We start from the raw sequence: 24,238 nt of genomic DNA, 5'->3' as shown, positions 1-24,238 counted from the left end.
CATACTAATCATAAAGTTATTCGAATGAAAAAAATAGTTTTAGTCTCCTTTTTATTATCCGCTTTTGGATGGCTTTCGGCTCAAAACACTAGCTATTGGCAACAACACGTCGATTACAAAATGGATGTGTCGATGGATGTGAAAACCTATCAATACAAAGGGAAACAAGAATTGGTGTATACCAATAATTCGCCTGAGACCTTGACTAGAGTTTTCTATCATTTGTATCCCAATGCTTTTTCACCAGGAAGCGAAATGGATGCGAGAATCCAAAGTATCAAAGATCCTGATGCACGTATGGTGCACAAAGCCACGGTAAATGGAGTAGAAACCAAACAAAGCCGCATCAAAGATTTGAAACCCAACGAAATTGGGTTTTTGCATATTGCTAATTTTAAACAAGATGGAGTAGCGGCTTCGGCGAAAGAAGTTGGAACGATACTCGAAGTTACTTTGGCTAAGCCTTTATTACCAGGCGCAAAAACCATTTTCACACTTGATTTTGAAGGACAAGTTCCCGTTCAAATTCGTCGTTCTGGGCGCAATAACAAAGAAGGTGTTGAATTATCGATGACGCAATGGTACCCAAAAATGGCCGAATTCGATTTTGAAGGTTGGCACGCAGATCCTTATATCGCTCGTGAATTTCACGGTGTTTGGGGTAATTTTGATGTGAAAATTACGATTGACAAAGCCTACGTTTTGGGCGGATCGGGTTACTTGCAAAACAAAAACAACATTGGTTATGGCTACCAAGATGCTGGCGTTACGGTGCCAGTCAACAAAAAATCGAAAACGCTGACTTGGCATTTTTATGCTCCAGACGTGCACGATTTCACTTGGGCTGCAGACAAAGACTATTTGCACGATGTGATAAAAGGACCGAACAACGTAGATTTACACTTTTTATACAAAAACAATCCAAAGATTATTGCCAATTGGAAAGCCTTGCAACCCAAAACCGCAAAGCTTATGGAAATCTATAATGAAACCGTTGGCAACTATCCTTACAAGCAATATTCTGTAATTCAGGGTGGCGATGGCGGAATGGAGTACGCCATGTGTACTTTGATTTTAGGCGAAGGAACTTTCGAAGGTTTATTGGGAGTTACCGCTCACGAAATGGCGCACTCTTGGTTCCAACACGTTTTGGCGTCCAACGAATCCAAACACGGATGGATGGACGAAGGTTTTACCTCGTTTTTAGAAGATTTTGGTCTGAATGCCATTTCCGAGAAACCCGTTGAAAATCCTTTTATCAATGCTTACAAAGGTTACCTTGCTATGGCCAATTCTGGCGAAGAGCAGCCACAAAGCACGCACGCCGATAGATTTGACAAAAACCGTTGGTACAGCATCACCTCTTACAGCAAAGGCGAAGTTTTCTTAACGCAATTGAGTTATTTGATTGGGAAAGACAACCTATTGAAAACCTTGAAAAAGTACTATCAAGACTTTCAATTCAAACATCCAACGCCAAATGACATCAAAAGAAGCGCAGAACGCATTTCTGGCGCTAATTTGGACTGGTATTTGACCGATTGGACCCAAACCACCAACACGATTGATTACGCCGTAAAAGACGCCAAAGAAGCAGCCGACAAAACCGTGGTGACTTTAGAACGTATCGGGCGTATGCCTATGCCTATCGATTTGTATGTAGAATACACTGATGGCACTACCGAAAGCTTCTATATTCCGTTGCGAATGATGAGTTTTGAAAAAGAAAATCCAACGCCAGCCATCAAAAGAACGGTGGCCAAAGATTGGGCTTGGGCGTATCCCACTTATGAGTTGACGATTGGCAAACCCAAATCAGCCATCAAAAAAATCACCATCGACCCTAGTGGTTTACTAGCCGATGTAAAACCCGCCAACAACATTTTGGAAGTGAAATAATTTTTTCGAAATACCTTAAAAGTCTAGTGAAAGCTAGACTTTTTTTTTAACCCTGTCAGAGTTTTAAACGCTGACAGGGTAGCTAAGGGAACTAGCATTTGACTTTGAATTCGAGCCCATTCGTTTCATTGGTTTTTGTTTTTTTTAGGAGCAGCACTTCTTTGCGTACCACACGAGTTGTCCCGCTTTCCGTTATAATCTTATGCCCCGAACCCCGGGCCATAAGGATTTCCACTACAATCGGGTCTAGACGAGAGCTTTTTGTTTTCATAATAAAACAGCAAAATCGTTTTGATACTATTGCTGTTCTCATTCGCTAGCGCGTTGTCTTTGTCTTAAAGTTTTTTTATAAAAAAGTGAACCCAATTCGTTTATTCAACCCAATTTCGAAAATTCTGATTAGTGTGGAGAGCTGAATGTTTCCTTTTCCGTTTTCAATTCTTGAAATATAGCTTTTCTTGGTGCCTGTTTTTGCAGCAAGCTCTTCTTGTGTGATTTTGGCTTCTCTTCTGGCTTCTTTGAGCATTTCACTAATGATAAACATCTGAGATTTTTCTTCGTAAGCGTTTCTGCTTTCTGTACCAATTTTTCCGTGTTCAACTTCAATAAGTTGATCAAAAGTTTGAATGTTTTTATACTCTTTCATAGTTATTCGTTTTTCTGTTGAAAATAGTCATTCATTATACTCAAGGCTTTTTCCAATTCATTTTTTGGTGTTTTCTGTGTCTTTTTTTGGAATCCATTAAAAAGAACAACCAACTTTCCTTTATCAAAACAGCAAAATATCCTGTAAATATTGGACTGATATTCGATTCGTATTTCATAAAGTCCATTTGTTCCAGTTAAATGTTTAAGAAACTTTTCTGGAACTTTTTCAACTTGTTTTATTAATTCAAGAACATATTTTATTTTCTCTTTTACCTTCTCATCTTGTTGTTGGTAAAATTCAATAAAGTGATTTTCATAGAAAATGATTTCTCTACTCATTTGGCAAAGTTATCTTAAAAGTTAACAATAATAAAATTTTCCGAGTTGTTTTTGGAGTTTCGAGTGGTATCATAACATCAAATTTGAATAGATGCAAGATAAATATTCAACCTATACGGCCACAATTGAGCTGGTTAGCGAAGGTTGGTTTAATTTTGTGGTTTCTCAAATATATTCAATTATTCCTACAAATCATAATTTAACTATTTATTTTCTAGCTGTTTAAATGCAAAGACTAAAACACCTACACCGTTTTGTAACCCTGTCAGAGTTCAAAACTTTGACAGGGTTGTTTATAAGGCTAGGTGTTATGAAAACAATACGTCTCTACTAGCCCCGGGAGGAGCGGCATCCTTTGCTGACGGGGTTCGGCAGCAAAGATATAGTGGATCACGGGAGGAGTCGTATGGTAAAGACCTTTCGTGTGCTCCTTATTGTTACAATAATCAATTCAAAGCTTTCATTTTCAAAATAATGTAACAAATCGTTAGGAAAACATACCAATACCAATAATTAAATAGCCATTAGATTAGCCTTACTCAAAAAAAGCACTTTATGAAAAACATCAAACTATCGCTTTTGGCGGCCACATTGATTTTGGCTTCTTGCGATAAAAAACCAGAGCTGGTTTCGGGAATAATCCAAAAAAATATGGATACTTTAGTGAAACCGGGAGACAATTTTGCGGCTTATGTTAACGGAACTTGGGTCAAAAACACCAAAATCCCTGCCGATAAATCCAGTTATGGTGCGGGTTATATGCTTTACGAACAAGCTCAAAAAGACGTAAAAGCGATTATCGAAGAAGCTTCGAAAGGGAATTTTTCTGAAGGTTCGGATGAGCAAAAAATCGGTGACTTCTACAATTCATTTTTGAACCGAAAAGACCGAGACGCCAAAGGAATTACTCCACTTCAACCCGAATTAAAAGCCATAGACGCGATTGCTACCTATTCGGATTTGGCGGCTTATTTTGGCGAAGCCAATAGAACGGGGCTTTCTGTGCCGTTTTCGATTGTAGTGACCGAGGATTTTAAGAATCCCAAACAATACACTTTGATGACTTGGCAAGGTGGTTTGGGCTTACCAGAACGCGAATATTATCTTCAAAGCGATGCCAAAACAGCAGATATTCGTAATAAGTATGTGGCGCATATTGAGAAAAAACTTCAATTAGGAGGTATTGCCAATCCAAAAGAAAATGCAGCAAAAATTATGGCATTGGAAACGGCTATCGCGAAGATCCAAATGACCAAAGAAGAAACAAGAAATACCGCAGCTTTGTACAACAAATACGCCATCAAAGACTTGAAAACGGTGATGCCAGATTTTGATTGGGCGGCGATGCTCAAAAAAGCGGGAATGGATAAAGAAAAAAGCCTTGTTTTATCGCAGGTGGCTTATACTAAAAACTTGAACGGCTTGATCAAAAACACACCACTAGATACTTGGAAAACTTATCTGAAATGGGGCTTAATCAATAAAGCAGCTACAAGTTTGACCACAGCTTTGGATAAAGAGGATTTTGAGTTTTATGACAAAGTTTTATACGGCACACCAGAACAAGAAGAGGATTGGAAAAGAGCTGTGAATGCTGTAAATGGTGGTTTGGGTGAAATCATCGGGAAAGTGTACGTGAAAAAACATTTTACACCTGAAGCCAAAGAGCGTATGACTCAATTGGTGAAAAACTTGTTGAAAGCCTATGCCGAAAGCATTAAAAATTTGGATTGGATGAGTGCTAAAACCAAAAAAGAAGCCTTGGCCAAAGTGGATAAATTTATGATCAAAATTGGTTATCCAGACCAATGGAAAGATTATTCTTCTATGAAAGTAGTGAAGAATGATTTGTACGGCAACCGTGCCCGCGCAAAAGCTTTTGAATACAACAGAATGATTGCCAAATTAGGCAAGCCTGTAGACAGAACCGAGTGGGGAATGACACCACAAACGGTAAACGCTTACTACAATCCAACGCTGAACGAGATTGTATTTCCAGCAGCTATTTTGCAAGCACCTTTCTTTAATTTAGAAGCAGACGATGCAGTAAATTATGGTGGAATTGGGGCTGTAATCGGTCACGAAATTGGTCACGGATTTGACGATCAAGGAAGCACTTTCGACGGAGATGGCGTAATGAAAAATTGGTGGACCCCAGCAGATTTGGCCGCATTCAAAGCCAAAACCAATGCTTTAGTAGCACAATACAATACCTTCAAAGTTTTTCCAGATTTGAATGTCAACGGAGCGTTTACTTTGGGTGAAAATATTGGAGATTTGGGTGGATTAACCATTGCCTTAAAAGCTTACAAAATGTCGCTAAACGGCAAGGAAGCTCCAGTGATGGATGGTTTTACAGGGGTGCAACGCGTATTTTTGGGTTGGGGACAAGTGTGGTTGGAAAAATCTCGTGAAGCTTCTTTACGTAACCAAATCGCCACGGATCCACATTCACCAGCTAAATTCAGAGTAAACGGTGTGGTTCGCAACATACCCGAATTCTACGAAGCGTTTAAAGTACAACCTAAAGATTCCTTGTATTTAGCACCAGAAAAGCGTGTTAAAATTTGGTAATCGAAAGAATCAAAAAAGCAAAAAGCCCAACAAACGTTGGGCTTTTTTTGTGGTTTTAACTTTTGAGACGTTTAAGCCCCTTTTATGAAATCGAGAGTATAATCCTCAACACCCATTATTTTTGCTCAAATCACGTTCAAAAAGCACCTTGTTGTCGTACTCGATATAGTCACTTGATAAAATCAAATGGGGATGATTGGGAGAAAGTCCGGCGCTGCGGCTTTTGATAGTTATTGTGTCGTTAACTTTTAAGTCTTTTAATAGCTCGAATTCTTTAGGAATGAATTGCATCATGTATCGTTCACCCTTAATATCCACAATAAGCCATTTGGGTCCCGAATTATTGGTACTTGGACGCTGATAATTCATACAAGTAACCACGGCTTCCATTTTGCTGAAAGCTTTTAAAGAAGGCTTTATTTTTTCATAATTAGCCTGCACTTTTTTCCCCAATGGAGAAACTTTCCAAGCCATATACCGTTTGCCGTCAGGAGAAGCCTCCCATTTTTTTCTTGCTTTTTCATTGGCTTTTTTGTCAGCAATCGAGCTTGGTTTCTTGGGTGAATTGTTTTCATTTTTCATTTCACAATTAGCCAATACTACTCCGCTTAGTAAAGTCAGGGCTAGGGTCAATAAATAGATGGTTTTTTTCATGGAATTGCTGTTTTTTCAGATTATTACTGCGAATGTACACTGATATTTTTCGACTGAAGCAATTGGGATTGTAAATAAAAATGTAAACTTTGTAAATATAAACTTGACACTATGCAATTTAGTCAACATCTCCTTTCCAGACAACGCAACTACCTCTTCGGCTGGATGGGCATCTTATTCATTGTGGTAATCTGCGTTGGATTCAGTTTTGGGGATAAGGACAACTATGCTAGCGCCAAAAGAGAAGTGTTACTGCGCCGTATTGGACACGACATACTCCTGCAGTCTGGCGATAGTACTTCAAGAGTGCTTCCCATAAAAAAGATAGCTGAAAACGAGTATCAAATCACTTTTGAGAGTGCGTTTAGCTTTCAACCCGATGCTCTGGTGAAAACAACGCAGCGTTGGTTAGCCAAAGACCCGCTCGCCAACGATTATGTTGTTAGTGTGCTTAACTGTGCCAACGCGACTGTCACTTATGGATACGCTATTTCCAAAAACAAAAAAGACGATATTGTAGCCTGTCTTGGAAGAAAGCAACCCGTGGCTTGTTATACCATCAATATAACCTTTAAACCCAATGGCTTCGCAACAAATTATGCTTATGTTTTGGGAGGTTTGTCCTTTTTTGCCTTGCTTGGTTTTGTTTTTTTGAAGCCAGCTAAGCCGAAAAATACGGTAGCTAAAACGGAGAATGACAAGCTATTTACTTTTGGTTCGGTAGTATTTGATGCGCAACATCGTCAACTGCAAATCAACGAAACAATCGAAGTTTTGACCGCAACTGAAACGCGTCTGCTGCGCATTTTTGCTTCAGCTCCCAACGAAACCATAGCCCGAAGCCGCTTGCAAAAAGAAATTTGGGAAGACGAAGGCGTCATCGTAGGCCGTAGTCTAGATATGTTCATCTCAAAACTTAGAAAAAAACTAGAGCTGGACCCAAAGACTAACATCGTAGTGGTACGCGGCAAAGGATACAAGCTGGAAGTAACGGCTTAATGGAAAACTATCGCGGTCGCAAATGGGAATTCGAAGGAATGCATTCGTGCTCATTCGTGTAATTTGTGTTTGTTTTTTAGGAGCAGCACTTCTTTGAACACCTCACGAGTTGTCCCGCTGTTCGTTATATCTTGCTTGGCGAACCCCGCCAAGCAAGGATGCCACTGCCATCGGGGCTAAGTGAGGACTTTTGGTTTTTATATTAAAAATGAGATTGTAAATACAGTGAACTTACACCTGACAGGTTTTTAAAACCTGTCAGGTGTTGCTGTGTATCAAGAATTTATTCATTACACCTTGATTAATTGTGCAATACAAGAATGTAAAGGATGCAAATGATTAGGAACCCATTAAATAAGATGATATTCTGAAACCCGTTTTCGGTTAATTTTTTATCGAAATAGAGATACAATAAGCTAACTATAACCGAAATTATTAATCCAACAGAAAAGTATAAAGTTGCGCCACTTAATCCTGACATCAGTTTATGAGTATAATCATTTACTTTTGATGTTACTTCGGTAATGTTTTTAAAAATATAACTCTCTTTGAGTGTTACTTTGCTCTCAGTAATATAGGTTTCTTGCATAGAAAAATTTTTACCTTTTTTCGTGTAAAAAACATACCCTACTAGAACTTTGCTTTTGTTAAATCTATTGCTAGAATTGGTTTGGTAAATCTCACTGTAAGAAATGATTTCATCAGTAATTGTTTTGTTTGGTAAAATGTAGGAATCAATAAAAAACAGTCCAAAAACTAACGGAATAAAAAGCAGAATATAGATTGTGATTTTTTTGTATTTATCAATCATTTGTATCAGAAATAAAGAAAGTTGAAAGATAACTTTATTCAAAAATAAGTTTTTTCGTTCATCTTTGCAATTTTATAGCCGTTTAAAATGTTACACTAAAACACCTACAAGGTTTTTAAAACCTTGCAGGAGTAGCGTGGATTTTAGTAACGCTTTCAGCCTTCTAAGCGATGGAAGGGTTTTGAGTTAAAGAATAGGATACTTATCAGGATTTTGTGAAGTATGAAATACCGCGTTGATGTAAACACTTTTACTGGCTTCATCCACAATAAAAAAGGCGATATAAGGAAATTTATCAAAAGGTATAAACCTATAATTGTTATCGTGAAATTGGTAAAAAGGGTTGATTTTTAAAGCTTTATAGATTTTTTTGTACTCTTTCAAAAAATCAAAAGCCACTTTTTTAGTGGCTTTTTCAATATAATAGGCAACGGCATCTTCGATATTTTTAGAAGCAATTGGAGAAACAATAACCTTATAATTCATACTTCTTTTTTAAGTCCATATAAAGTGTTTCAGCCTCAGTATAAGTAGTTTTGTCGGAGTTAATTTGGCTGTCTAATAGTTGTTGTTGTTCTTCGGATAAGCGGTAGGTTTTAGTAGCTTCCGTAGGTTCCAAAAGGGCATCAACATAGCCAATGACACGTTCTAAAACGCTTTGAGGCGCATTTTTAAGTTTTTTGGTCAGTAAATCAATAGCTGTCGTTTCCATTTTCTCATTTTTATGTTGCTAATTATCAAATCATTAATCTTTACTGATTTAAGTTGGATTCAAATTTAGAACATTTTTTCTAAATGGAATACTGGTTTTTAGAATAGTTTTTTATGACTATCCGTGACTAGTACCATTTCACAGAATAAATTAGTTGTTGAATGTTTTTCACAAATATATTCCTTTCTGATCTTTGCGTCTTCGCGACTTTGCAAGCCCAATTTCACGCAAAGGCGCAGAGACGCAAAGTATATTGTCATTATTTAGACTGTTGGTATGAGTTACGGACAGTCATATTGTTTTTTATACAGAATCGAGTAGGTAACCGTTTCAGAGTTCAAAACTCTGAAAGGGTTTTGTTTATAACACTATGCGTTATGAAAACGATACGTCTCTTCTAGCCCCGGGAGGAGTGGCATCCTTTGCTGACGGGGTTCGGCAGCAAAGATATAGCGGATCACGGGAGGGGATGTGTGGTACAATCTGTTCGTGTGCTCCTAATAAATTGCCCAAAAAACTAAGGCACATAAAGATTATTAAGTTAAGAAAAGGAATAACTTAAATGTCCTTATGTGCCTTATAGGATTTATAAAGCAACCACGAATTCAACTTCTATGGGCTACTTTCTGCTTACTATTACAAGAAAAACTTCAATGACTTAAATGTTCGAAAACATCAGCCAGTTGCCGTTTTATTTCAAATGTTCGAGCATATCAACCGTCATATTTTCGAGGGCAAAATGGTGGTTCCAACCCCAATCTTCGCGCGCACGGCTGTCGTCGATGCTGGCAGGCCAACTGTCGGCAATTTTTTGACGGAAATCGGGTGCATAACTGATGGTGAAATCTGGAATGTGCTTTTGGATTTCGGCAGCGATTTCGGTGGGTGTAAAACTCATAGCGGCCAAGTTGTACGACGAACGAATTTTGATTTGCTCCGCTGGCGCCTGCATGATTTGGATGGTAGCCGCAATGGCGTCGTCCATATACATCATTGGCATTTTGGTTTCGGCGGACAAGAAACATTCGTAGGATTGGTTTTCGAGGGCTTTGTGGTAAATATCTACCGCATAATCCGTAGTACCGCCGCCCGGAGGTGAAGACCAGCTAATCAAGCCCGGATAACGGATGCTGCGCACGTCTACACCAAAAATGTTATGGTAGTATTCGCACCATCTTTCGCCTGCTTGTTTGCTGATGCCATACACGGTCGAAGGTTCCATTACGGTGAATTGAGGCGTGTTTTCTTTGGGAGTAGTAGGTCCGAAAACCGCAATACTCGAAGGCCAAAATATTTTTTTGATTTTTCCGGCTTTGGCCAAATTCAGTACATGAAACAAAGAATTCATATTCAAATCCCAAGCAAAGGCGGGGTTTTTTTCAGCAGTAGCCGAGAGTAAAGCGGCCATCAAATAAACATCTGTGATTTGGTGTACTTCGACCAAATGTTCTATTTGGTTAAAATCGAGCGCATTGATGACTTCAAAAGGACCCGAATTGACCACCTCAACATTCAGTTTTCGAATATCGGAAGCGATGACGTTCTCAGTACCGTAAATTTTTCTCAATTTTTGGGTCAGTTCTGTTCCGATTTGACCACACGCGCCAATGATTAATATTTTTGGATTCATAAGTTGCCGTTTTAAAAGAACAAAGATAAGAATTAATCTTAAAAATATCGATTTCGTAATATTGACTATAAAATTAGAAAAAAAATGTAATTGAACATTGTTATGGCTTTGCTAAATTATAAAGTATGTAAATTTTAATAGAATTTAAAAAAATCTAAATTCGAGATAAAGGCGATCTTCCAAGCTAAAACTAACCAAGGAGAAACGGTTAACTTAAATTTACTTTGTAACTTTGAGCCTTTAATTTATTTTTCAGATGAAACACCAATTCAGGTTCCTTTTTGTAGTTGTACTTTTTTTGTCTTCTTGCAACGAAGACAACAAACTTCGAATGGAAGCCCAAAAAAAAGAAGCCCAAAAAAACGAAATCATATTTGCCAACATCAACAAAGGGTGGGTTTTTCAAAACGAGCCTATAAATGTCGTTGCAGAAAACAGTATGTCTTTCTGGCCACAATGGCGAACATTTATGGACGAATTGGCTCAAAAACCGAAAAGTTCCATCAGTGCTTTTCAAAAGAAATCCAAAGCTTTGACTAAAAAAGCATTGGAATTAAAAGATAATATTCCAGGACAATACAACAATCCCGCCATCAAAAGCAGGATTTCGATTTTGATAACCAATGTAAGTTTGTTGGATATGTATTTGCATTTGACCCAAATTCCAGATAAAAAAGTAGTCAAACAAGTAGCTGAAATTAACTTGGAATTGATTGCTTTACAACGCGAAATGGACAAAATAGATGTAAAAAGTAAGATACCAGTTGAAGCAGGAGAGTCCGAAATGTTACAAATGATTAGAGATACCGCTAGAGCGATTCCTTCGAATATGCCACCAGCACCCAACACTTCCCGCATTGAGTAAGCCTATTCTATACAGTACCTACGAAAAGTCACCTAAGTGTAACCAAATAAGCGCAAGTTTGACCGCGCAACCTGCCAGCAAATTGCATTTGACGGGTTTGCTAGGTTCTGCTTTTTCATTCATTAGTCGTTCGTTGTTTACGCAAACCGAATTGCCTTTTTTATTGGTATTCAATAACAAAGAGGAAGCAGCGTATTACTTGAACGATATGGAACAATTGCTGGGCGAAAAAGACGTACTGTTTTTTCCCGCTTCTTTCCGAAGACCCTATCAAATTGAAGAAACGGACAACGCCAATGTCTTGTTGCGAGCCGAGGTATTGAACCGCATCAATTCGCGTAAAAAACCCGCCGTAATTGTCACTTATCCTGAAGCACTTTTTGAAAAAGTAGTCACCCGAAAGGAATTGGACAAAAACACCTTGAAAGTGGCAGTCGGGGATAAGATTTCTATCGATTTTATCAATGAGGTGTTGTTTGAATACGAGTTCAAAAGAGTCGATTTTATTACCGAACCCGGAGAATTTTCCGTTCGTGGTGGAATTGTAGACGTCTTTTCGTTTTCGAATGACAATCCGTACCGTATCGAATTTTTCGGCAACGAAGTCGAAAGCATTCGAACCTTTGATGTCGCCACGCAACTGTCGATTGAGACCAAGAAAAAAATCACGATTATTCCCAATGTAGAAAACTCCTTTTTTCAGGAAAATAGGGAATCTTTTCTAGATTATATCTCGCCACAAACGGTGATTTTTATTCAAAATACCGAGCTATTGTTGGCTGATTTAGACAAACAATTTGGCAAAGCCGAAGAAGCTTTCGCTAAATTATCACAAGAAATCAAACGGGCCACACCCGAGCAATTGTTTTTAAATCAAGCGAGTTTCATCCAGCGTGCTGTAGATTTTTCAGTAGTAGAATGGGGAAGTAAAGCGGTTTTTAAAACCACCAAAACGTTTCCTTTTCATTTTCAGCCACAACCGTCATTCAACAAACAATTCGATTTGTTACTGAACAACCTCAGCGACAATCATTTTAACGGCTACAAAAATTATTTGTTTTGTTCCAATGACGGACAAGTGAAACGCTTTCACGATATTTTTGAGTCATTAGACGAAGCCAATGCCGAAAATATTCGAAAGCAATACCACACTATCGTGTTGCCTATGTATCAAGGCTTTATCGACGATGAAAACCAAATTGCTTGTTACACCGACCACCAGATTTTTGAACGCTATCACAAATTCAGCATCAAAAACGGCTATTCGAAAAAGCAAAACATTACGCTCAAAGAACTGACTTCGCTCTCGGTAGGCGATTATGTGACGCATATTGACCACGGAATTGGGAAATTCGGAGGTTTGCAAAAAATACAAGTCGAAGGTAAAACTCAAGAAGCGATTAAGTTGGTCTATGCCGATAATGACATTGTGTATGTGAGCATTCATTCGCTACACAAAATTTCGAAATACAACGGTAAAGACGGAACGCCACCTAAAATCTACAAATTAGGCTCGAATGCTTGGAAAGCGTTAAAACAAAAAACCAAAGCGAGAGTCAAACATATTGCGTTCAATTTGATTCAGTTGTACGCCAAACGTCGTTTAGAAAAAGGCTTTCAATTTGCCCCTGATAGTTATTTGCAAAACGAGTTGGAAAGTTCGTTTATTTACGAAGACACACCCGACCAAATAAAATCGACTCAGGATGTCAAAGCCGATATGGAAAGCGAACGCCCAATGGACCGATTGGTTTGTGGTGACGTTGGTTTTGGTAAAACCGAAGTGGCGATTCGTGCCGCTTTCAAAGCTGTCGACAATAGCAAACAAGTGGCGGTTTTGGTGCCCACCACGATTTTGGCCTACCAACATTTCCGAACGTTTAGCGAGCGATTGAAAGATATGCCGGTAACGGTGGGCTATTTGAACCGTTTTAGAACTGCCAAGCAAAAAGCAGAAACCTTAAAGCAACTCGCCGAAGGGAAACTAGATATTGTCATCGGTACACACCAATTGGTCAACAAAAATGTGGTCTTCAAAGATTTAGGTTTGTTGATTGTCGATGAGGAGCAAAAGTTCGGCGTAAATGTAAAAGACAAACTGAAAACCATAGCCGCGAATGTAGATACGCTGACTCTTACCGCAACGCCTATTCCAAGAACGTTGCAGTTTTCGTTGATGGCGGCCAGAGATTTATCGGTAATTACCACGCCACCGCCCAATCGTTATCCGATAGAAACCCACGTGGTTGGGTTTAATGAAGAAACCATTCGAGATGCGATTTCGTATGAAATTCAGCGCAATGGTCAAGTGTATTTCATCAATAACCGCATCGAAAATATTAAAGAAATCGCGGGCATGATTCAGCGTTTGGTGCCCAACGCACGAGTAGGGATTGGTCACGGGCAAATGGATGGCAAGAAACTAGAAGAATTGATGTTGGCGTTTATGAACGGTGAATTCGATGTTTTGGTGGCTACGACTATCATCGAAAGCGGATTGGATGTGCCCAATGCGAACACGATTTTCATTAATAATGCGAATAATTTTGGACTTTCGGATTTGCACCAAATGCGAGGACGTGTGGGACGAAGCAACAAAAAAGCCTTTTGTTATTTTATTTGTCCGCCATATTCTGCGATGACCGAAGAAGCCCGAAAACGCATCCAAGCCTTGGAACAATTTAGCGAGTTGGGTAGCGGATTCAATATTGCGATGAAGGATTTAGAGATTCGTGGCGCAGGCGATTTGTTGGGCGGGGAACAAAGTGGTTTTATCAATGAGATAGGCTTTGATACCTATCAAAAAATTATGAACGAAGCCATCGAGGAGCTTAAGGAAAATGAATTTAAAGAGTTGTATCCCGAAGAGAACAACATCGAAACCAAACAATACGTCAAAGACCTCCAACTCGACACCGATTTTGAATTGTTATTCCCAGATGAATACATCAATACCGTTTCGGAGCGATTGCTGTTGTACAACGAGCTTGGAGAAGTCAAAAACGAAGAAGAACTTACTGTTTTCATCAACAAGTTAATAGACCGATTTGGACCTTTGCCAGCAAGAGCCAATGCCTTAATGAACAGTATTCGTATTAAGTGGATTGCCACCCGCGTGGGTATCGAAAAGCTAGTGCTCAAACAAGGCAAAATGATTGGCTATTTTGTTTCCGACCAACAATCGGATTTTTACCAATCGAATCGCTTCAATAAAGTCTTGGATTTTGTACAAAAGCATCCTAATCTATGCAAAATGAAAGAAAAGCAAACCCCAGCAGGCTTGCGTTTGTTGCTGACTTTCGATAATGCCAAAACCACTCGTAGATGTTTGGAGTTGATGGAAATGTTGGGAGGGGAGAAATAGTATTAAGGAGAAAATCGTTTACTTTAAATTTATTGATTCTGTTTGATGTATTATAACTATTGTACTTTTTAAGGTTTTGTAACTTTCTGTTAATTAGAAATAAATTGTTTATTTTTGGTAATTAAAAAATTGGCGTAATGGATAGTACTTCACAACTAAAGAAAAATTTGATTTCAAGGATAAAAGAGTCAAAAGATGTAAATTTTTTAAGTGCTTTACAGACCATTTTTGATTCCTCAGAGCAAGAACTATATCAGTTAACAAACGAACAAGAGGCTTCAATTGAAATTTCGAGAGCAGAACTACAAGAAGGTAAATTTCGTAAAAACGACCAAGTAATTTCAGAATTGAGAGAATGGCTCCAAAAGAAATAGTTTGGTCAACTTTAGCCGAAATTCAGCTCAAAACGATACTTGAGTTTTATTACTACAGAAATGGAAATGCAAACTATAGTATGAAATTTCTATCGGAAGTAGAAGATTTATTAGAAACATTATCCAAAACACCTTTTATTGGAAGACTAACTTCTAACAAATTTACTCGTGTTATTCCAGTAAAAAAGTACTTGATTTTTTTATGAGATACGAGAGAATACTATTGAAATTGTAGCTTTTTGGGATAATCGACAAGATTCAGAAAAACGAAAAGTTAGATAATTTCTGTTTTCTTCTTTTTACATTCGATTTCGAAAAGGAATTTCGATTTTAATTTTCTAATTCAAAACCAATGATCCTTCTACAACCCCTTACTTCCGAAGAACAAAAGCAATTGTTACAATTGCTACAAAAACGTTTTGAGCAAAATAGCCATCGGCATCAAGGCATACTGTGGGAGAAGGTAGTTTCAAAACTAGAGCAACAACCGATGAAGTTGCAATCGCTCCAAGCTATGGAAGATACTGGTGGTGAACCAGATGTGGTGGGGTATGATGAGGTTACTAATGAATATCTTTTTTATGATTGTTCGGCCGAGAGTCCCAAAGGACGTCGCAGTTGGTGTTATGATGCCAAAGCTTTAGCCGAAAGAAAAGAATACAAACCCGAAAATTCTGCGGTAGCAGCGGCTGAAGCGATGGGAATTACGCTATTAAACGAATCCGAATACCGCTATTTGCAACAATTGGGACCATTCGACACCAAAACCTCTAGCTGGTTGTTGACACCTGCTCCGATTCGTGCTTTAGGTGGTGCTTTATTTGGTGATTGCCGCTACAAAACGGTTTTTGTATACCACAATGGGGCTTCTTCCTATTATGCAGTTCGTGGATTTAGAGGCGTTTTACGAGTGTAACAATGAACTTTTTAAGAAATCCTACGTTTCATTTGAAAATCCTTATTTTTGTGGGAGATTAGATGAAGAAAACTACATGAGAACATTAGTCATTGGAGACATACATGGTGGTTTGCGTGCCTTACATCAAGTGTTGGAACGGGCACAAGTAACTCCTAAAGATCAATTGATTTTTTTGGGTGATTATGTCGACGGCTGGAGCCAGTCCCCACAAGTCATCGATTTGCTCATCCAGATGAAAAAAACACACAATATCATCTGCATTAAAGGGAATCACGATGAACTTTTTTTGGACTACCTCGATAGCGGAAAAGACAACCCCTTGTGGTACAAACACGGTGGAGAAGCAACCGTATTGGCTTATGAAAAAGTTAGTCCAGAAACTATTCAACAGCACATTATTTTTTTGAAGGAGCTCCAAAATTATCATCTTGACGAACAAAATCGATTGTTCATTCATGCTGGGTTTACCAATCTGAACGGAATAAATTACGAATATTTTCCGCGCTTATTTTATTGGGACAGAACCCTTTGGGAAACGGCTGTTGCCTTGGATAAATCCTTACCAAAAAACCATTTATTTTATCCCAAACGATTGACTCTGTATAACGAAATTTATATTGGCCATACCCCAGTTTCTCGATTAGAGCAAACCATACCCGTACAAATGGCTAACGTTTGGAATATTGATACTGGTGCTGCCTTTACTGGCCCATTAACTATTATGGATATCGATACCAAAGAATACTGGCAAAGCGAACCCTTGCATCAGTTATATTTCGATGAAAAAGGAAGAAATTAAATCAACAACCCATTTATTTTATGAAAAAAATAGCCCTTTTAGTAACCCTATTAAGTACTAGTTTTATACATGCGCAACAAGCCTTTAAAGGAAAAGGCGATACAAAGTTCAATGTCGGGATGCAGTTTCAAAATGAAGGAACTGGAATACAGTTTGCTGCAGACTTCGGATTGGGTGAAAACCTTTCGTATGGATTTGTGGGTTCCTATGTTTTAGGTTACGAAGCACTTGATGGAGGAGGAGCTCCTGACTTTAAAGATCGCTTTGATGCCCGGTTTCGAATTAATGCTAACTTGAGTAGTGTCCTAAAAATTGATGATAAATTCGATCTTTATCCTGGTTTAAGCTTAGGACTAAAGAATTTTGGAGGCCATGTTGGCGCTCGTTATTTCTTTACGGATGGATTTGGTGTTTTCTCAGAAGCTGGATTTCCCATAGCCAAATACAACGAAAGTAATCGCAATTTCTATCCGTTAAACAACCAGTTTACCTTCACTATTGGGGCATCATTTAACTTATAGTTTTTAGGAGCAGTAGGTAATAGGCTTTTTTGGAAGCAAAGTCCCGCTTTCCGTTATAATCTTATAGCCCGAACCCCGGGCTATAAGGATTTCCACTACAATCGGGGCTAGGGAGCTACAGAAGGTATTTTTTGGAAACAATTAGCCATAAAAAACCCTTTCAGAATTATAAACTCTGAAAGGGTTTCCATTGATATAAAACCGGTATTACAAATCAAATTTTATTCCTTGTGCCAAAGGTAAATTGGTCGTATAATTGATGGTATTCGTTTGGCGACGCATGTACACTTTCCAAGCGTCAGATCCTGATTCTCTTCCGCCACCAGTTTCTTTTTCTCCACCAAAAGCACCACCAATTTCAGCTCCAGAAGTTCCAATATTCACATTGGCAATGCCACAATCCGATCCTGCTACAGATAAGAAACGTTCTGCTTCACGCAAATTATTGGTCATAATAGCAGAGGATAAACCTTGTGCCACACCATTTTGTAACTCGATTGCATTTTCAACATCGCCACTGTATTTCATCAAATACAATACAGGAGCAAAGGTTTCGTGTTGTACAATTTCGAAATTGTTTTGAGCTTCAGCAATAGCTGGTTTTACATAACAACCGCTCTCATAGCCTTCACCCGTGAGGACGCCACCTTCTACTAAGATTTTACCGCCTTCGGCTACTACTTTGTTCAACGCTTGATTATACATCTCAACAGCTTGTTTGTCAATAAGTGGTCCCACGTGGTTTTTTTCATCCAAAGGATTTCCAATTCTCAATTGCCCGTAAGCAGCCACAATAGCGTCTTTTACTTTGTCATAGATACTTTCGTGGATGATTAATCTACGGGTTGAGGTACAACGTTGTCCTGCGGTTCCAACAGCGCCAAAAACAGCGCCAATTACCGTCATTTTGATATCTGCATCAGGAGTCACAATTATCGCATTGTTGCCGCCCAATTCTAAAAGCGATTTTCCTAAACGACCAGCAACCGTTTGTGCTACAATTTTTCCCATTCTAGTAGAACCTGTAGCCGAAATTAAGGGAACACGAGTATCTTTGGTTAACAATTCACCAATAGTGTAATCGCCGTTAATCAAACAAGAAATTCCTTCTGGAAGGTTGTTTTCTTTTAACACTTCGGCAATAATATTTTGACAAGCTACACCGCAAAGAGGCGTTTTCTCAGAAGGTTTCCAAACACACACATCGCCACAAATCCAAGCCAAAGCCGTATTCCAAGCCCAAACCGCTACTGGAAAGTTGAAGGCAGAAATAATACCTACTACGCCAAGCGAATGGTATTGCTCATACATTCTGTGCCCCGGACGCTCAGAGTGCATCGTCAATCCGTGTAACTGACGGGACAATCCTACTGCAAAGTCACAAATATCAATCATTTCCTGAACTTCGCCGTAGCCTTCTTGCAACGATTTCCCCATTTCATAAGAAACTAATTTCCCTAAAGCTTCTTTGTTTTTGCGTAATTTTTCTCCAAACTGACGTACAATTTCTCCACGTTGTGGCGCTGGCATCAATCGAAATGTTTTGAAAGCAGCTGTCGCAGTTTGCATCACTTTTTCATAATCCGCAGCTGAACTTGTAGTTACTGAGGCAATTAATTGTCCGTCTACAGGAGAGTAACTTTCTAATAATGAACCGCTCGCAAAATGCTGCGTTCCAGTAGAAGTTCCTTCATTTACTGCTTTAATACCTAGTTGCGCTAGGGCTTCGTTCATTCCGAATTGAGTTGCTATTGTTGTCATTGTAACTTTTTTAGTTAAAATTGTTATATTTTTTCGTAAAGATAGTATTTAGATGCAAATTTCAAAGAAGTCTTCTTAGTAAAATTAGTAAACACCAAAAAATCAAGACTTTCTCAGGGCATTCGCTTTTAAAAATATCCACCACGAATTCACTAATGAATCACGAATTAAAGTGTTTTAATGACACGAATTATTAATGTTGCTGGAATTCGTGACATTCAATTTCAGTTTCGATGACAATTAGTGTCAATTGGTGTAATTCGTGGCTAACTTTTTTTAAAAGCGAATGCCCTGATACTTTCTCTACATAAGAGAACTTATGAATTGCCGTAAAAGTAACCTAAATCGCAAAATTAAGGCAGATTTGATTTAAAAAAAACAGTCCTTTTCAGTAGAAGCTGTACTTTTAACCATTAATTTTCAATGCAGAAAAGATGAAAAAAATTTTTGGATGGGTGCTGTTGTTTTTAGTGTCCACGATAGTTTCGTTTGGACAAAAAACAAAACCCGTTTTTGAAGTGGTGCCTTTGGGAGTTTATGGCGGAATCGATGAGCGTAATTTATCTGCCTATTTAGTGGCTCCTATCGGAACAAAGGAATACGTTTGTTTAGATGCTGGAACCATTCATTCCGGTATTGAAAAAGCAATTGAAAAAGGTACTTTCTCCGTACCTTCAAGTACTGTTTTGCGACAATACATCAAAGGCTATTGTATTTCACACGCGCATTTGGACCACGTGTCGGGTTTGATAATCAATTCACCCGCCGACTCGACCAAAACCGTTTACGCCATAGCTCCGGCTATGAAAATGATGCAAAACCATTATTTTAACGACCAGACTTGGGCGAATTTTGGGGATTCAGGCATTGGAAAACCCTTAAAAAAATACCATTTCGAAACCCTTTCTTTTGGGAAAACCCTACCCATTTCGAATACTTCGATGTCGGTGCAAGCGTTTCCGTTGAGTCATGTAAATCCTTACGAAAGCACAGCATTTTTAATCAAAAAAGACAACAATGCAATCTTGTATTTAGGCGACACAGGACCTGATGCGGTAGAAAAAACCACAAACCTAGCCGACCTTTGGAAGGCCATCGCGCCATTGATTCAAAAGCAAGAGTTGAAAGGTATTTTGATAGAAGTTTCGTTTCCTAACGAACAACACGATGCGTTCCTATTCGGACATTTAACACCAAAACATTTGATGAAAGAAATGCAGGTTTTAGCAGCACTCACTGGCAAAGAAGCCTTGCAAAAGTGCAAAATCATCATCACCCATTTGAAACCTCCTACTGCTTCCATCCAAAAAATAAAGCAACAATTAGCGGCTCCAAACGATTTGGGATTGACTTTTGTTTTTCCTGAACAAGGTGTGCGTATGGAGTTGTAGTTTACTATTGAAAAAAATGAAACATATAAGACATTTTAGTTTCTATTTTTTTGAACCATAGAAGGCATTAAAGGACATTTAAGTTGCGTTTAAATCCGTGCTGTTTGGTAAAAAAGCTTAACCGCAAAGTTCACAAGGGTTTACGCAAAGTACGCAAAGTTATTTTGTGTTTTAATCTGTGGAAATCTGTGCAATCTGTGTTTGAATTATTAATCGCAATGGATGCAAAGTTTCTTTTTTTTTAATTTTTGTCGGTCTGTGTAATTCTATATAATTCTTTTCAATTTAACCAAAAAGTGCAAAACCTTGTGTGCCTTGCGTTTTTTCTTTGCGAACCTTGCGGTTAAAAATTGCAAAGCTCACAAAGAACAAACTCCTATGACTTATATGTTTTAAAAATTTAGTTCAATGCTTATTTCTTTCCCATAAATCTTGGGTCGGTATCCATCAGGGTGCCACAATTTTGACAAGTACGCAACGCTTCAGAACTATAGAAATGTTGAAAATGAGGCAGAAAATCTTTTTCAATGTTGTGGAGTTCAAAATAGACTTCGTACAGTTTATGATTACAAGACTCACAATGCCAAAGCAAACCATCGGTAAAGCCCAAACCGGCTCTTTTGCGTTCAATCACTAGTCCAATAGAACCTTCGGAACGTACAGGCGAGTGCGGAATTTTAGCGGGATGCAAATATAGATCTCCTGCGTGCAGTTCCATTTCTTTGCGCTGTCCTTCTTCTTGAATGATGACTTTTATACTGCCTTCGAGTTGGTAAAAAAGCTCTTCCGTTTCGTTGTAGTGGTAATCTTTTCGGGCATTCGGACCCGCCACAATCATCACGATATAATCGCCAGAATCAACATAAAGATTCTTGTTGCCAACGGGTGGTTTTAATAACTCACGGTTAACTTGAATCCATTGGTTGAGGTTGAAGGGTTTTGCTATGGCCATTGTTTTTGTACTAAAATTGGAAAGGCTAAGATAAGGAAAATGATACTATCAAATGATACTATCAAAAACGGTTTCTCCTCCTACTTAACGGAATGCGCTTATAAAAAAGTTAGCCACCAATTGCACCAATTGTCACAAATGCAAATCGAAATTGAAACCGAATGTCTCGAATTTCATCAATCTTAATAATTTGTGCCATTAAAACACATTGTTATTCGTTATTATTAGTGAATTCGTGGCGAAAATTATCGAGTCTCTATTTCCCTTCTCTAATCAAATAGACATACACAGGAAAATGGTCGCTGTACCCAACTTCGGTTAGGGAATGCCTGAGTGGATAGCCTTTGAATTTTCCTTGAGTTTGAATTAGGTAATTCCGCTGGAAAATGCCTGCTTTCCAATACTGCCAAGTCGAATAATCCGAACTGAGCCAAGTGCCTGTAAGCATAATTTGGTCAAAAACATCCCAAGCATCTTGGTGTGCGATGGTTCCGAATCCTTTGCTCAACAAAGCTTCAAAAGGATTGAAGATTTCGTATGGAGCTACCGCTGTTTTCTTTCCTTTGGCACCCAAAGCCACTTTTATGCTCTTGTTATGAGGGCCATCGTTTAGGTCACCCATCGTAATGATTTTTGCATTAACATTGAGCTGTTGTAGCGAATCGATAATTTTCTTGTTCAGTTTTCCTGCGGCTTCTCGGTAGGCGCTTGTTTTTTGCTCGCCACCCGAACGAGAAGGCCAGTGATTGATAAGGAGATGGATTTCTTCTCCTTCCAAATAGCCACTAACGAGCAATTGGTCTCGAGTGTAAATTCTTTTGGTTGGTGCTAGAACGGGAACATCATCTTCTGTTTTTTCAGCCAATGATGCAGCAGTATTGGTTTTTTCAGACTCAGGAGTAGCATTCAAATACAAGGGAATCGCACTGAAGTTTGTTGGTCTAAACCATTTTTTTCGGTATAACAAAGCCACATCAATGCCGCGCTTGTCGGGCGAATCAAAGTGAATGATACCATATTCGGCCTCTTGTAGTTGAGATTGTTGAATCAAATCTTCGAGTACGGCTCGGTTTTCGATTTCACAACCACCGATAAAAGTGGGCAATTCTTTGTTTTCGGGCGTACCAATTTCTGAAAGGACTTGTGCCAAATGCTGGAGCTTGGTTTGGTATTTTGCTTTCGTCCAGCGTTGCAAACCATCGGGTGTCCATTCTTCGTCAAAAGTATCGGGGTCGTTGATGGTGTCAAAAAGGTTCTCAAAATTGTAAAACGCAACCGTATGTATTTTGAATTTTTTGGTTTGGGAAAATAGAGGAGATGTCCCCAAAACAAGCAAGAGACCAAAAATCAACCATTTATATCTCATATTTATTATACTAAAATCGCTACAAGTAAAGTTAAGGTATTTCCGTTAGAAACCGCTGCATATTTTAGGATTTGCCTATATTTGTTTTTATAACTTAGTTTTGAAACTATTGAAATCCAACTTAAACAGTATTACCAATCGACAAGCAAAAGCCAATAGCAAAGGTCATTTTTTATGGCTAGCTTTGTTTTTTGTTTTTGTATGCTCGATTACTAACAGTCAAGCTCAAAAAAAGATGATTACACCACCCGTACTTCAAAAAGGAGATACCGTTGCCATAGTGGCTACCGCTCGAAAAAATATCGAGGATAATTTACAACCTACTATCGATTTGCTACACAGTTGGGGACTCGAAGTGGTGATTGGAAGCACCATTGGTTTAGACCTAAATCAATTGGCGGGAACCGATGCGCAACGTGCTGCCGATTTTCAAAAGCAAATGGACAATCCTAATATTAAAGCGATTTGGTGTGCGCGTGGCGGCTACGGAACGGTGAGAATGATTGATTTATTGGATTTTTCAACTTTCAAAAAGCATCCTAAATGGATTGTAGGCTTTAGCGATGTTACGGTTTTGCACAATCATTTGAATACGTTGGGCTACAAAACCATACACGGAACAATGCCTGTGAGTATTCCTAGAACCGCTCCTGAATCGATTGCTACTTTGTACAAAGCCTTGTTTGGACAACCTTTAGCCTACACTATTGAACCTACTCCCATGAATCGTTTCGGCAAAGCCAAAGGAGAACTGGTAGGAGGGAATTTATCGATTTTGTATAGTTTGTTTGGTTCGCCTTCTGCTATTGATTGTTCGGATAAAATTCTTTTTATCGAAGATTTAGATGAGTATTTGTACCACATCGACCGTATGATGATGAATTTGAAACGCAACGGTTGTTTGGAAAGCATAAAGGGAATTATCGTAGGTGGTATGACCAAAATGAAGGACAACGATATCCCTTGGGGCAAAAATGCGCTTGAAATTATTGAAGATGTAACCAAATCCTATAACATTCCTGTGGTGTATAATTTTCCGGCGGGGCATATCAAGGACAATCGCGCGTTGATTTTGGGAAACACCATCACACTTGAAGTCACGGCTACAGGGACTACTGTGGTTTTTGAATAGTTTTTGGGTTGAAACATAGGAGTCATATAAGTTTACAATTATTATATGGTGAATTTAAAAAACTAATATGACTTATATGTTTAAAATTTCAAAAGGATTTTGAATTAAAATATGGCAGCACATAACGAATTAGGAAAACTAGGTGAGGAGCTAGCGGTTGATTTTCTGAAAAAAGAAGGGTACACGATTTTAGCAACGAACTGGATTTTTCAGAAGGCGGAGATTGATATTTTGGCTCAAAAAGAGGCTGTTTTGGCCGTGGTTGAGGTCAAAACACGGTCTTCTATCGAGTTTGGATTGCCACAAGACTTCGTAAAACCCAAAAAAATCCAATTATTGGTAAAAGCGGTAGATGCTTATGTGACCCTAAACGAAATCGATGTAAATGTACGATTTGACATCATTGCGATTCAAAAAGAAAAGGATTCCTTTGTAATTGAGCATCTTACTGATGCCTTTTTTCATTTTTAATTCAAACTTCTCAATGTTATATTTGTAACAAATTGTTTTTTAATTATATTTGTAAAG

23 protein-coding genes are annotated in these 24,238 nt (G+C 38.5%); 13 read left to right on the top strand and 10 right to left on the bottom strand.

The annotated features are described in order from the left end of the window. Positions 1 to 24 precede the first annotated feature (24 nt). On the top strand, positions 25 to 1,899 hold the full coding sequence (locus ACSVH5_RS12990) for a M1 family metallopeptidase (protein ID WP_438061839.1): 1,875 nt from the start codon (positions 25 to 27) through the stop codon (positions 1,897 to 1,899). A 346-nt stretch (positions 1,900 to 2,245) separates the two neighbouring features. Here ACSVH5_RS12990 and ACSVH5_RS12985 read toward each other — a convergent pair whose 3' ends face one another. Further along, on the bottom strand, positions 2,246 to 2,545 hold the full coding sequence (locus tag ACSVH5_RS12985) for a helix-turn-helix domain-containing protein (protein WP_438061838.1): 300 nt from the start codon (positions 2,543 to 2,545) through the stop codon (positions 2,246 to 2,248). 2 nt (positions 2,546 to 2,547) lie between these two features. Continuing rightward, a complete protein-coding gene (locus tag ACSVH5_RS12980) occupies positions 2,548 to 2,886 on the bottom strand; it encodes a type II toxin-antitoxin system RelE/ParE family toxin (protein WP_315170498.1) in 339 nt (112 codons plus the stop codon). Positions 2,887 to 3,441: 555 nt separating this feature from the next. Between ACSVH5_RS12980 and ACSVH5_RS12975 the strand changes: the two genes are divergently transcribed. Beyond that, entirely contained in the window at positions 3,442 to 5,460 is a 2,019-nt protein-coding gene (locus tag ACSVH5_RS12975) for a M13 family metallopeptidase (protein WP_438061837.1), read from the top strand. A 105-nt stretch (positions 5,461 to 5,565) separates the two neighbouring features. Here ACSVH5_RS12975 and ACSVH5_RS12970 read toward each other — a convergent pair whose 3' ends face one another. Continuing rightward, positions 5,566 to 6,114, bottom strand: a complete 549-nt coding sequence (locus ACSVH5_RS12970; RefSeq protein WP_438061836.1) for a hypothetical protein — start codon at positions 6,112 to 6,114, stop codon at positions 5,566 to 5,568. Positions 6,115 to 6,279: 165 nt separating this feature from the next. On the opposite strand from ACSVH5_RS12970, the gene ACSVH5_RS12965 reads away from it, so the two are divergent. Then, entirely contained in the window at positions 6,280 to 7,113 is an 834-nt protein-coding gene (locus ACSVH5_RS12965) for a winged helix-turn-helix domain-containing protein (RefSeq protein WP_438061835.1), read from the top strand. A gap of 301 nt (positions 7,114 to 7,414) precedes the next feature. On the opposite strand, the gene ACSVH5_RS12960 is transcribed toward ACSVH5_RS12965, so the two are convergent. The 4 genes from ACSVH5_RS12960 to ACSVH5_RS12945 all read right to left on the bottom strand — a co-directional run bounded on the left by ACSVH5_RS12960 (position 7,415) and on the right by ACSVH5_RS12945 (position 10,266). Continuing rightward, on the bottom strand, positions 7,415 to 7,966 hold the full coding sequence (locus ACSVH5_RS12960; RefSeq protein WP_438061834.1) for a hypothetical protein: 552 nt from the start codon (positions 7,964 to 7,966) through the stop codon (positions 7,415 to 7,417). 144 nt (positions 7,967 to 8,110) lie between these two features. Beyond that, positions 8,111 to 8,410 carry a type II toxin-antitoxin system RelE/ParE family toxin gene (locus ACSVH5_RS12955; RefSeq protein WP_438061833.1) on the bottom strand — a complete coding sequence of 100 codons (300 nt, stop codon included), beginning with the start codon at positions 8,408 to 8,410 and terminating at the stop codon, positions 8,111 to 8,113. After that, complete coding sequence (locus ACSVH5_RS12950) at positions 8,400 to 8,636, bottom strand: hypothetical protein (RefSeq protein WP_438061832.1); 237 nt, start codon at positions 8,634 to 8,636, stop codon at positions 8,400 to 8,402. The genes ACSVH5_RS12955 and ACSVH5_RS12950 overlap by 11 nt, the downstream gene beginning before the upstream one ends. Before the next feature lie 691 nt (positions 8,637 to 9,327). Next, on the bottom strand, positions 9,328 to 10,266 hold the full coding sequence (locus ACSVH5_RS12945) for an L-threonine 3-dehydrogenase (protein ID WP_438061831.1): 939 nt from the start codon (positions 10,264 to 10,266) through the stop codon (positions 9,328 to 9,330). Positions 10,267 to 10,522: 256 nt separating this feature from the next. Here ACSVH5_RS12945 and ACSVH5_RS12940 point away from each other — a divergent pair, with 256 nt between their 5' ends. The 7 genes from ACSVH5_RS12940 to ACSVH5_RS12910 all read left to right on the top strand — a co-directional run bounded on the left by ACSVH5_RS12940 (position 10,523) and on the right by ACSVH5_RS12910 (position 17,108). Further along, complete coding sequence (locus ACSVH5_RS12940) at positions 10,523 to 11,131, top strand: hypothetical protein (protein WP_438061830.1); 609 nt, start codon at positions 10,523 to 10,525, stop codon at positions 11,129 to 11,131. A gap of 46 nt (positions 11,132 to 11,177) precedes the next feature. Beyond that, on the top strand, positions 11,178 to 14,495 hold the full coding sequence (mfd, locus tag ACSVH5_RS12935; protein ID WP_438061893.1) for a transcription-repair coupling factor: 3,318 nt from the start codon (positions 11,178 to 11,180) through the stop codon (positions 14,493 to 14,495). Between the two features lie 137 nt (positions 14,496 to 14,632). Then, entirely contained in the window at positions 14,633 to 14,869 is a 237-nt protein-coding gene (locus ACSVH5_RS12930) for a hypothetical protein (RefSeq protein ID WP_438061829.1), read from the top strand. Then, positions 14,851 to 15,075 (top strand): type II toxin-antitoxin system RelE/ParE family toxin, encoded by a 225-nt coding sequence (locus ACSVH5_RS12925; protein ID WP_438061828.1) that lies wholly within the window; start codon positions 14,851 to 14,853, stop codon positions 15,073 to 15,075. The genes ACSVH5_RS12930 and ACSVH5_RS12925 overlap by 19 nt, the downstream gene beginning before the upstream one ends. Positions 15,076 to 15,221: 146 nt before the next feature. Beyond that, positions 15,222 to 15,785: a DUF4256 domain-containing protein gene (locus tag ACSVH5_RS12920; protein WP_438061827.1), complete on the top strand. Its 564-nt coding sequence runs from the start codon at positions 15,222 to 15,224 to the stop codon at positions 15,783 to 15,785. A gap of 76 nt (positions 15,786 to 15,861) precedes the next feature. Next, positions 15,862 to 16,587, top strand: coding sequence for a metallophosphoesterase family protein (locus ACSVH5_RS12915; protein WP_438061826.1), 726 nt, complete (start codon positions 15,862 to 15,864; stop codon positions 16,585 to 16,587). Between the two features lie 20 nt (positions 16,588 to 16,607). Further along, the gene (locus ACSVH5_RS12910; RefSeq protein ID WP_438061825.1) at positions 16,608 to 17,108 is read left to right on the top strand and encodes a DUF6646 family protein; all 501 of its coding nucleotides are present in this window, start codon (positions 16,608 to 16,610) and stop codon (positions 17,106 to 17,108) included. A 207-nt stretch (positions 17,109 to 17,315) separates the two neighbouring features. Here ACSVH5_RS12910 and amaB read toward each other — a convergent pair whose 3' ends face one another. After that, positions 17,316 to 18,869 (bottom strand): L-piperidine-6-carboxylate dehydrogenase, encoded by a 1,554-nt coding sequence (amaB, locus tag ACSVH5_RS12905; protein WP_438061824.1) that lies wholly within the window; start codon positions 18,867 to 18,869, stop codon positions 17,316 to 17,318. 434 nt (positions 18,870 to 19,303) lie between these two features. Between amaB and ACSVH5_RS12900 the strand changes: the two genes are divergently transcribed. Next, a complete protein-coding gene (locus tag ACSVH5_RS12900; protein WP_438061823.1) occupies positions 19,304 to 20,260 on the top strand; it encodes an MBL fold metallo-hydrolase in 957 nt (318 codons plus the stop codon). 412 nt (positions 20,261 to 20,672) lie between these two features. On the opposite strand, the gene ACSVH5_RS12895 is transcribed toward ACSVH5_RS12900, so the two are convergent. Both ACSVH5_RS12895 and ACSVH5_RS12890 read right to left on the bottom strand, forming a co-directional pair. Then, positions 20,673 to 21,212 (bottom strand): 3-hydroxyanthranilate 3,4-dioxygenase, encoded by a 540-nt coding sequence (locus tag ACSVH5_RS12895; RefSeq protein WP_438061822.1) that lies wholly within the window; start codon positions 21,210 to 21,212, stop codon positions 20,673 to 20,675. Between the two features lie 256 nt (positions 21,213 to 21,468). Then, complete coding sequence (locus tag ACSVH5_RS12890; RefSeq protein WP_438061821.1) at positions 21,469 to 22,578, bottom strand: endonuclease/exonuclease/phosphatase family protein; 1,110 nt, start codon at positions 22,576 to 22,578, stop codon at positions 21,469 to 21,471. A 235-nt stretch (positions 22,579 to 22,813) separates the two neighbouring features. On the opposite strand from ACSVH5_RS12890, the gene ACSVH5_RS12885 reads away from it, so the two are divergent. Next, positions 22,814 to 23,710, top strand: coding sequence for a S66 peptidase family protein (locus ACSVH5_RS12885; RefSeq protein ID WP_438061892.1), 897 nt, complete (start codon positions 22,814 to 22,816; stop codon positions 23,708 to 23,710). 111 nt (positions 23,711 to 23,821) lie between these two features. Then, positions 23,822 to 24,181 (top strand): YraN family protein, encoded by a 360-nt coding sequence (locus ACSVH5_RS12880; protein WP_438061820.1) that lies wholly within the window; start codon positions 23,822 to 23,824, stop codon positions 24,179 to 24,181. Positions 24,182 to 24,238: the final 57 nt, after the last annotated feature.

The sequence above is a fragment of the Flavobacterium sp. RSSA_27 genome (genome assembly GCF_051547125.1).
GTDB lineage: Bacteria > Bacteroidota > Bacteroidia > Flavobacteriales > Flavobacteriaceae > Flavobacterium.
This window is presented reverse-complemented; position numbering and strand designations above follow the sequence as displayed.

Coding starts and splice junctions, on each gene's coding strand:
- amaB (WP_438061824.1), bottom strand. CDS start 18,869: ATGACAACAATAGCAACTCAATTCGGAATGAACGAAGCCCTAGCGCAA.
- ACSVH5_RS12970 (WP_438061836.1), bottom strand. CDS start 6,114: ATGAAAAAAACCATCTATTTATTGACCCTAGCCCTGACTTTACTAAGC.
- ACSVH5_RS12920 (WP_438061827.1), top strand. CDS start 15,222: ATGATCCTTCTACAACCCCTTACTTCCGAAGAACAAAAGCAATTGTTA.
- ACSVH5_RS12885 (WP_438061892.1), top strand. CDS start 22,814: ATGATTACACCACCCGTACTTCAAAAAGGAGATACCGTTGCCATAGTG.
- ACSVH5_RS12925 (WP_438061828.1), top strand. CDS start 14,851: ATGGCTCCAAAAGAAATAGTTTGGTCAACTTTAGCCGAAATTCAGCTC.
- ACSVH5_RS12975 (WP_438061837.1), top strand. CDS start 3,442: ATGAAAAACATCAAACTATCGCTTTTGGCGGCCACATTGATTTTGGCT.
- ACSVH5_RS12945 (WP_438061831.1), bottom strand. CDS start 10,266: ATGAATCCAAAAATATTAATCATTGGCGCGTGTGGTCAAATCGGAACA.
- ACSVH5_RS12955 (WP_438061833.1), bottom strand. CDS start 8,410: ATGAATTATAAGGTTATTGTTTCTCCAATTGCTTCTAAAAATATCGAA.
- ACSVH5_RS12990 (WP_438061839.1), top strand. CDS start 25: ATGAAAAAAATAGTTTTAGTCTCCTTTTTATTATCCGCTTTTGGATGG.
- ACSVH5_RS12900 (WP_438061823.1), top strand. CDS start 19,304: ATGAAAAAAATTTTTGGATGGGTGCTGTTGTTTTTAGTGTCCACGATA.
- ACSVH5_RS12985 (WP_438061838.1), bottom strand. CDS start 2,545: ATGAAAGAGTATAAAAACATTCAAACTTTTGATCAACTTATTGAAGTT.
- ACSVH5_RS12895 (WP_438061822.1), bottom strand. CDS start 21,212: ATGGCCATAGCAAAACCCTTCAACCTCAACCAATGGATTCAAGTTAAC.
- ACSVH5_RS12880 (WP_438061820.1), top strand. CDS start 23,822: ATGGCAGCACATAACGAATTAGGAAAACTAGGTGAGGAGCTAGCGGTT.
- ACSVH5_RS12940 (WP_438061830.1), top strand. CDS start 10,523: ATGAAACACCAATTCAGGTTCCTTTTTGTAGTTGTACTTTTTTTGTCT.
- ACSVH5_RS12950 (WP_438061832.1), bottom strand. CDS start 8,636: ATGGAAACGACAGCTATTGATTTACTGACCAAAAAACTTAAAAATGCG.
- ACSVH5_RS12910 (WP_438061825.1), top strand. CDS start 16,608: ATGAAAAAAATAGCCCTTTTAGTAACCCTATTAAGTACTAGTTTTATA.
- ACSVH5_RS12980 (WP_315170498.1), bottom strand. CDS start 2,886: ATGAGTAGAGAAATCATTTTCTATGAAAATCACTTTATTGAATTTTAC.
- ACSVH5_RS12890 (WP_438061821.1), bottom strand. CDS start 22,578: ATGAGATATAAATGGTTGATTTTTGGTCTCTTGCTTGTTTTGGGGACA.
- ACSVH5_RS12930 (WP_438061829.1), top strand. CDS start 14,633: ATGGATAGTACTTCACAACTAAAGAAAAATTTGATTTCAAGGATAAAA.
- ACSVH5_RS12965 (WP_438061835.1), top strand. CDS start 6,280: ATGGGCATCTTATTCATTGTGGTAATCTGCGTTGGATTCAGTTTTGGG.
- ACSVH5_RS12915 (WP_438061826.1), top strand. CDS start 15,862: ATGAGAACATTAGTCATTGGAGACATACATGGTGGTTTGCGTGCCTTA.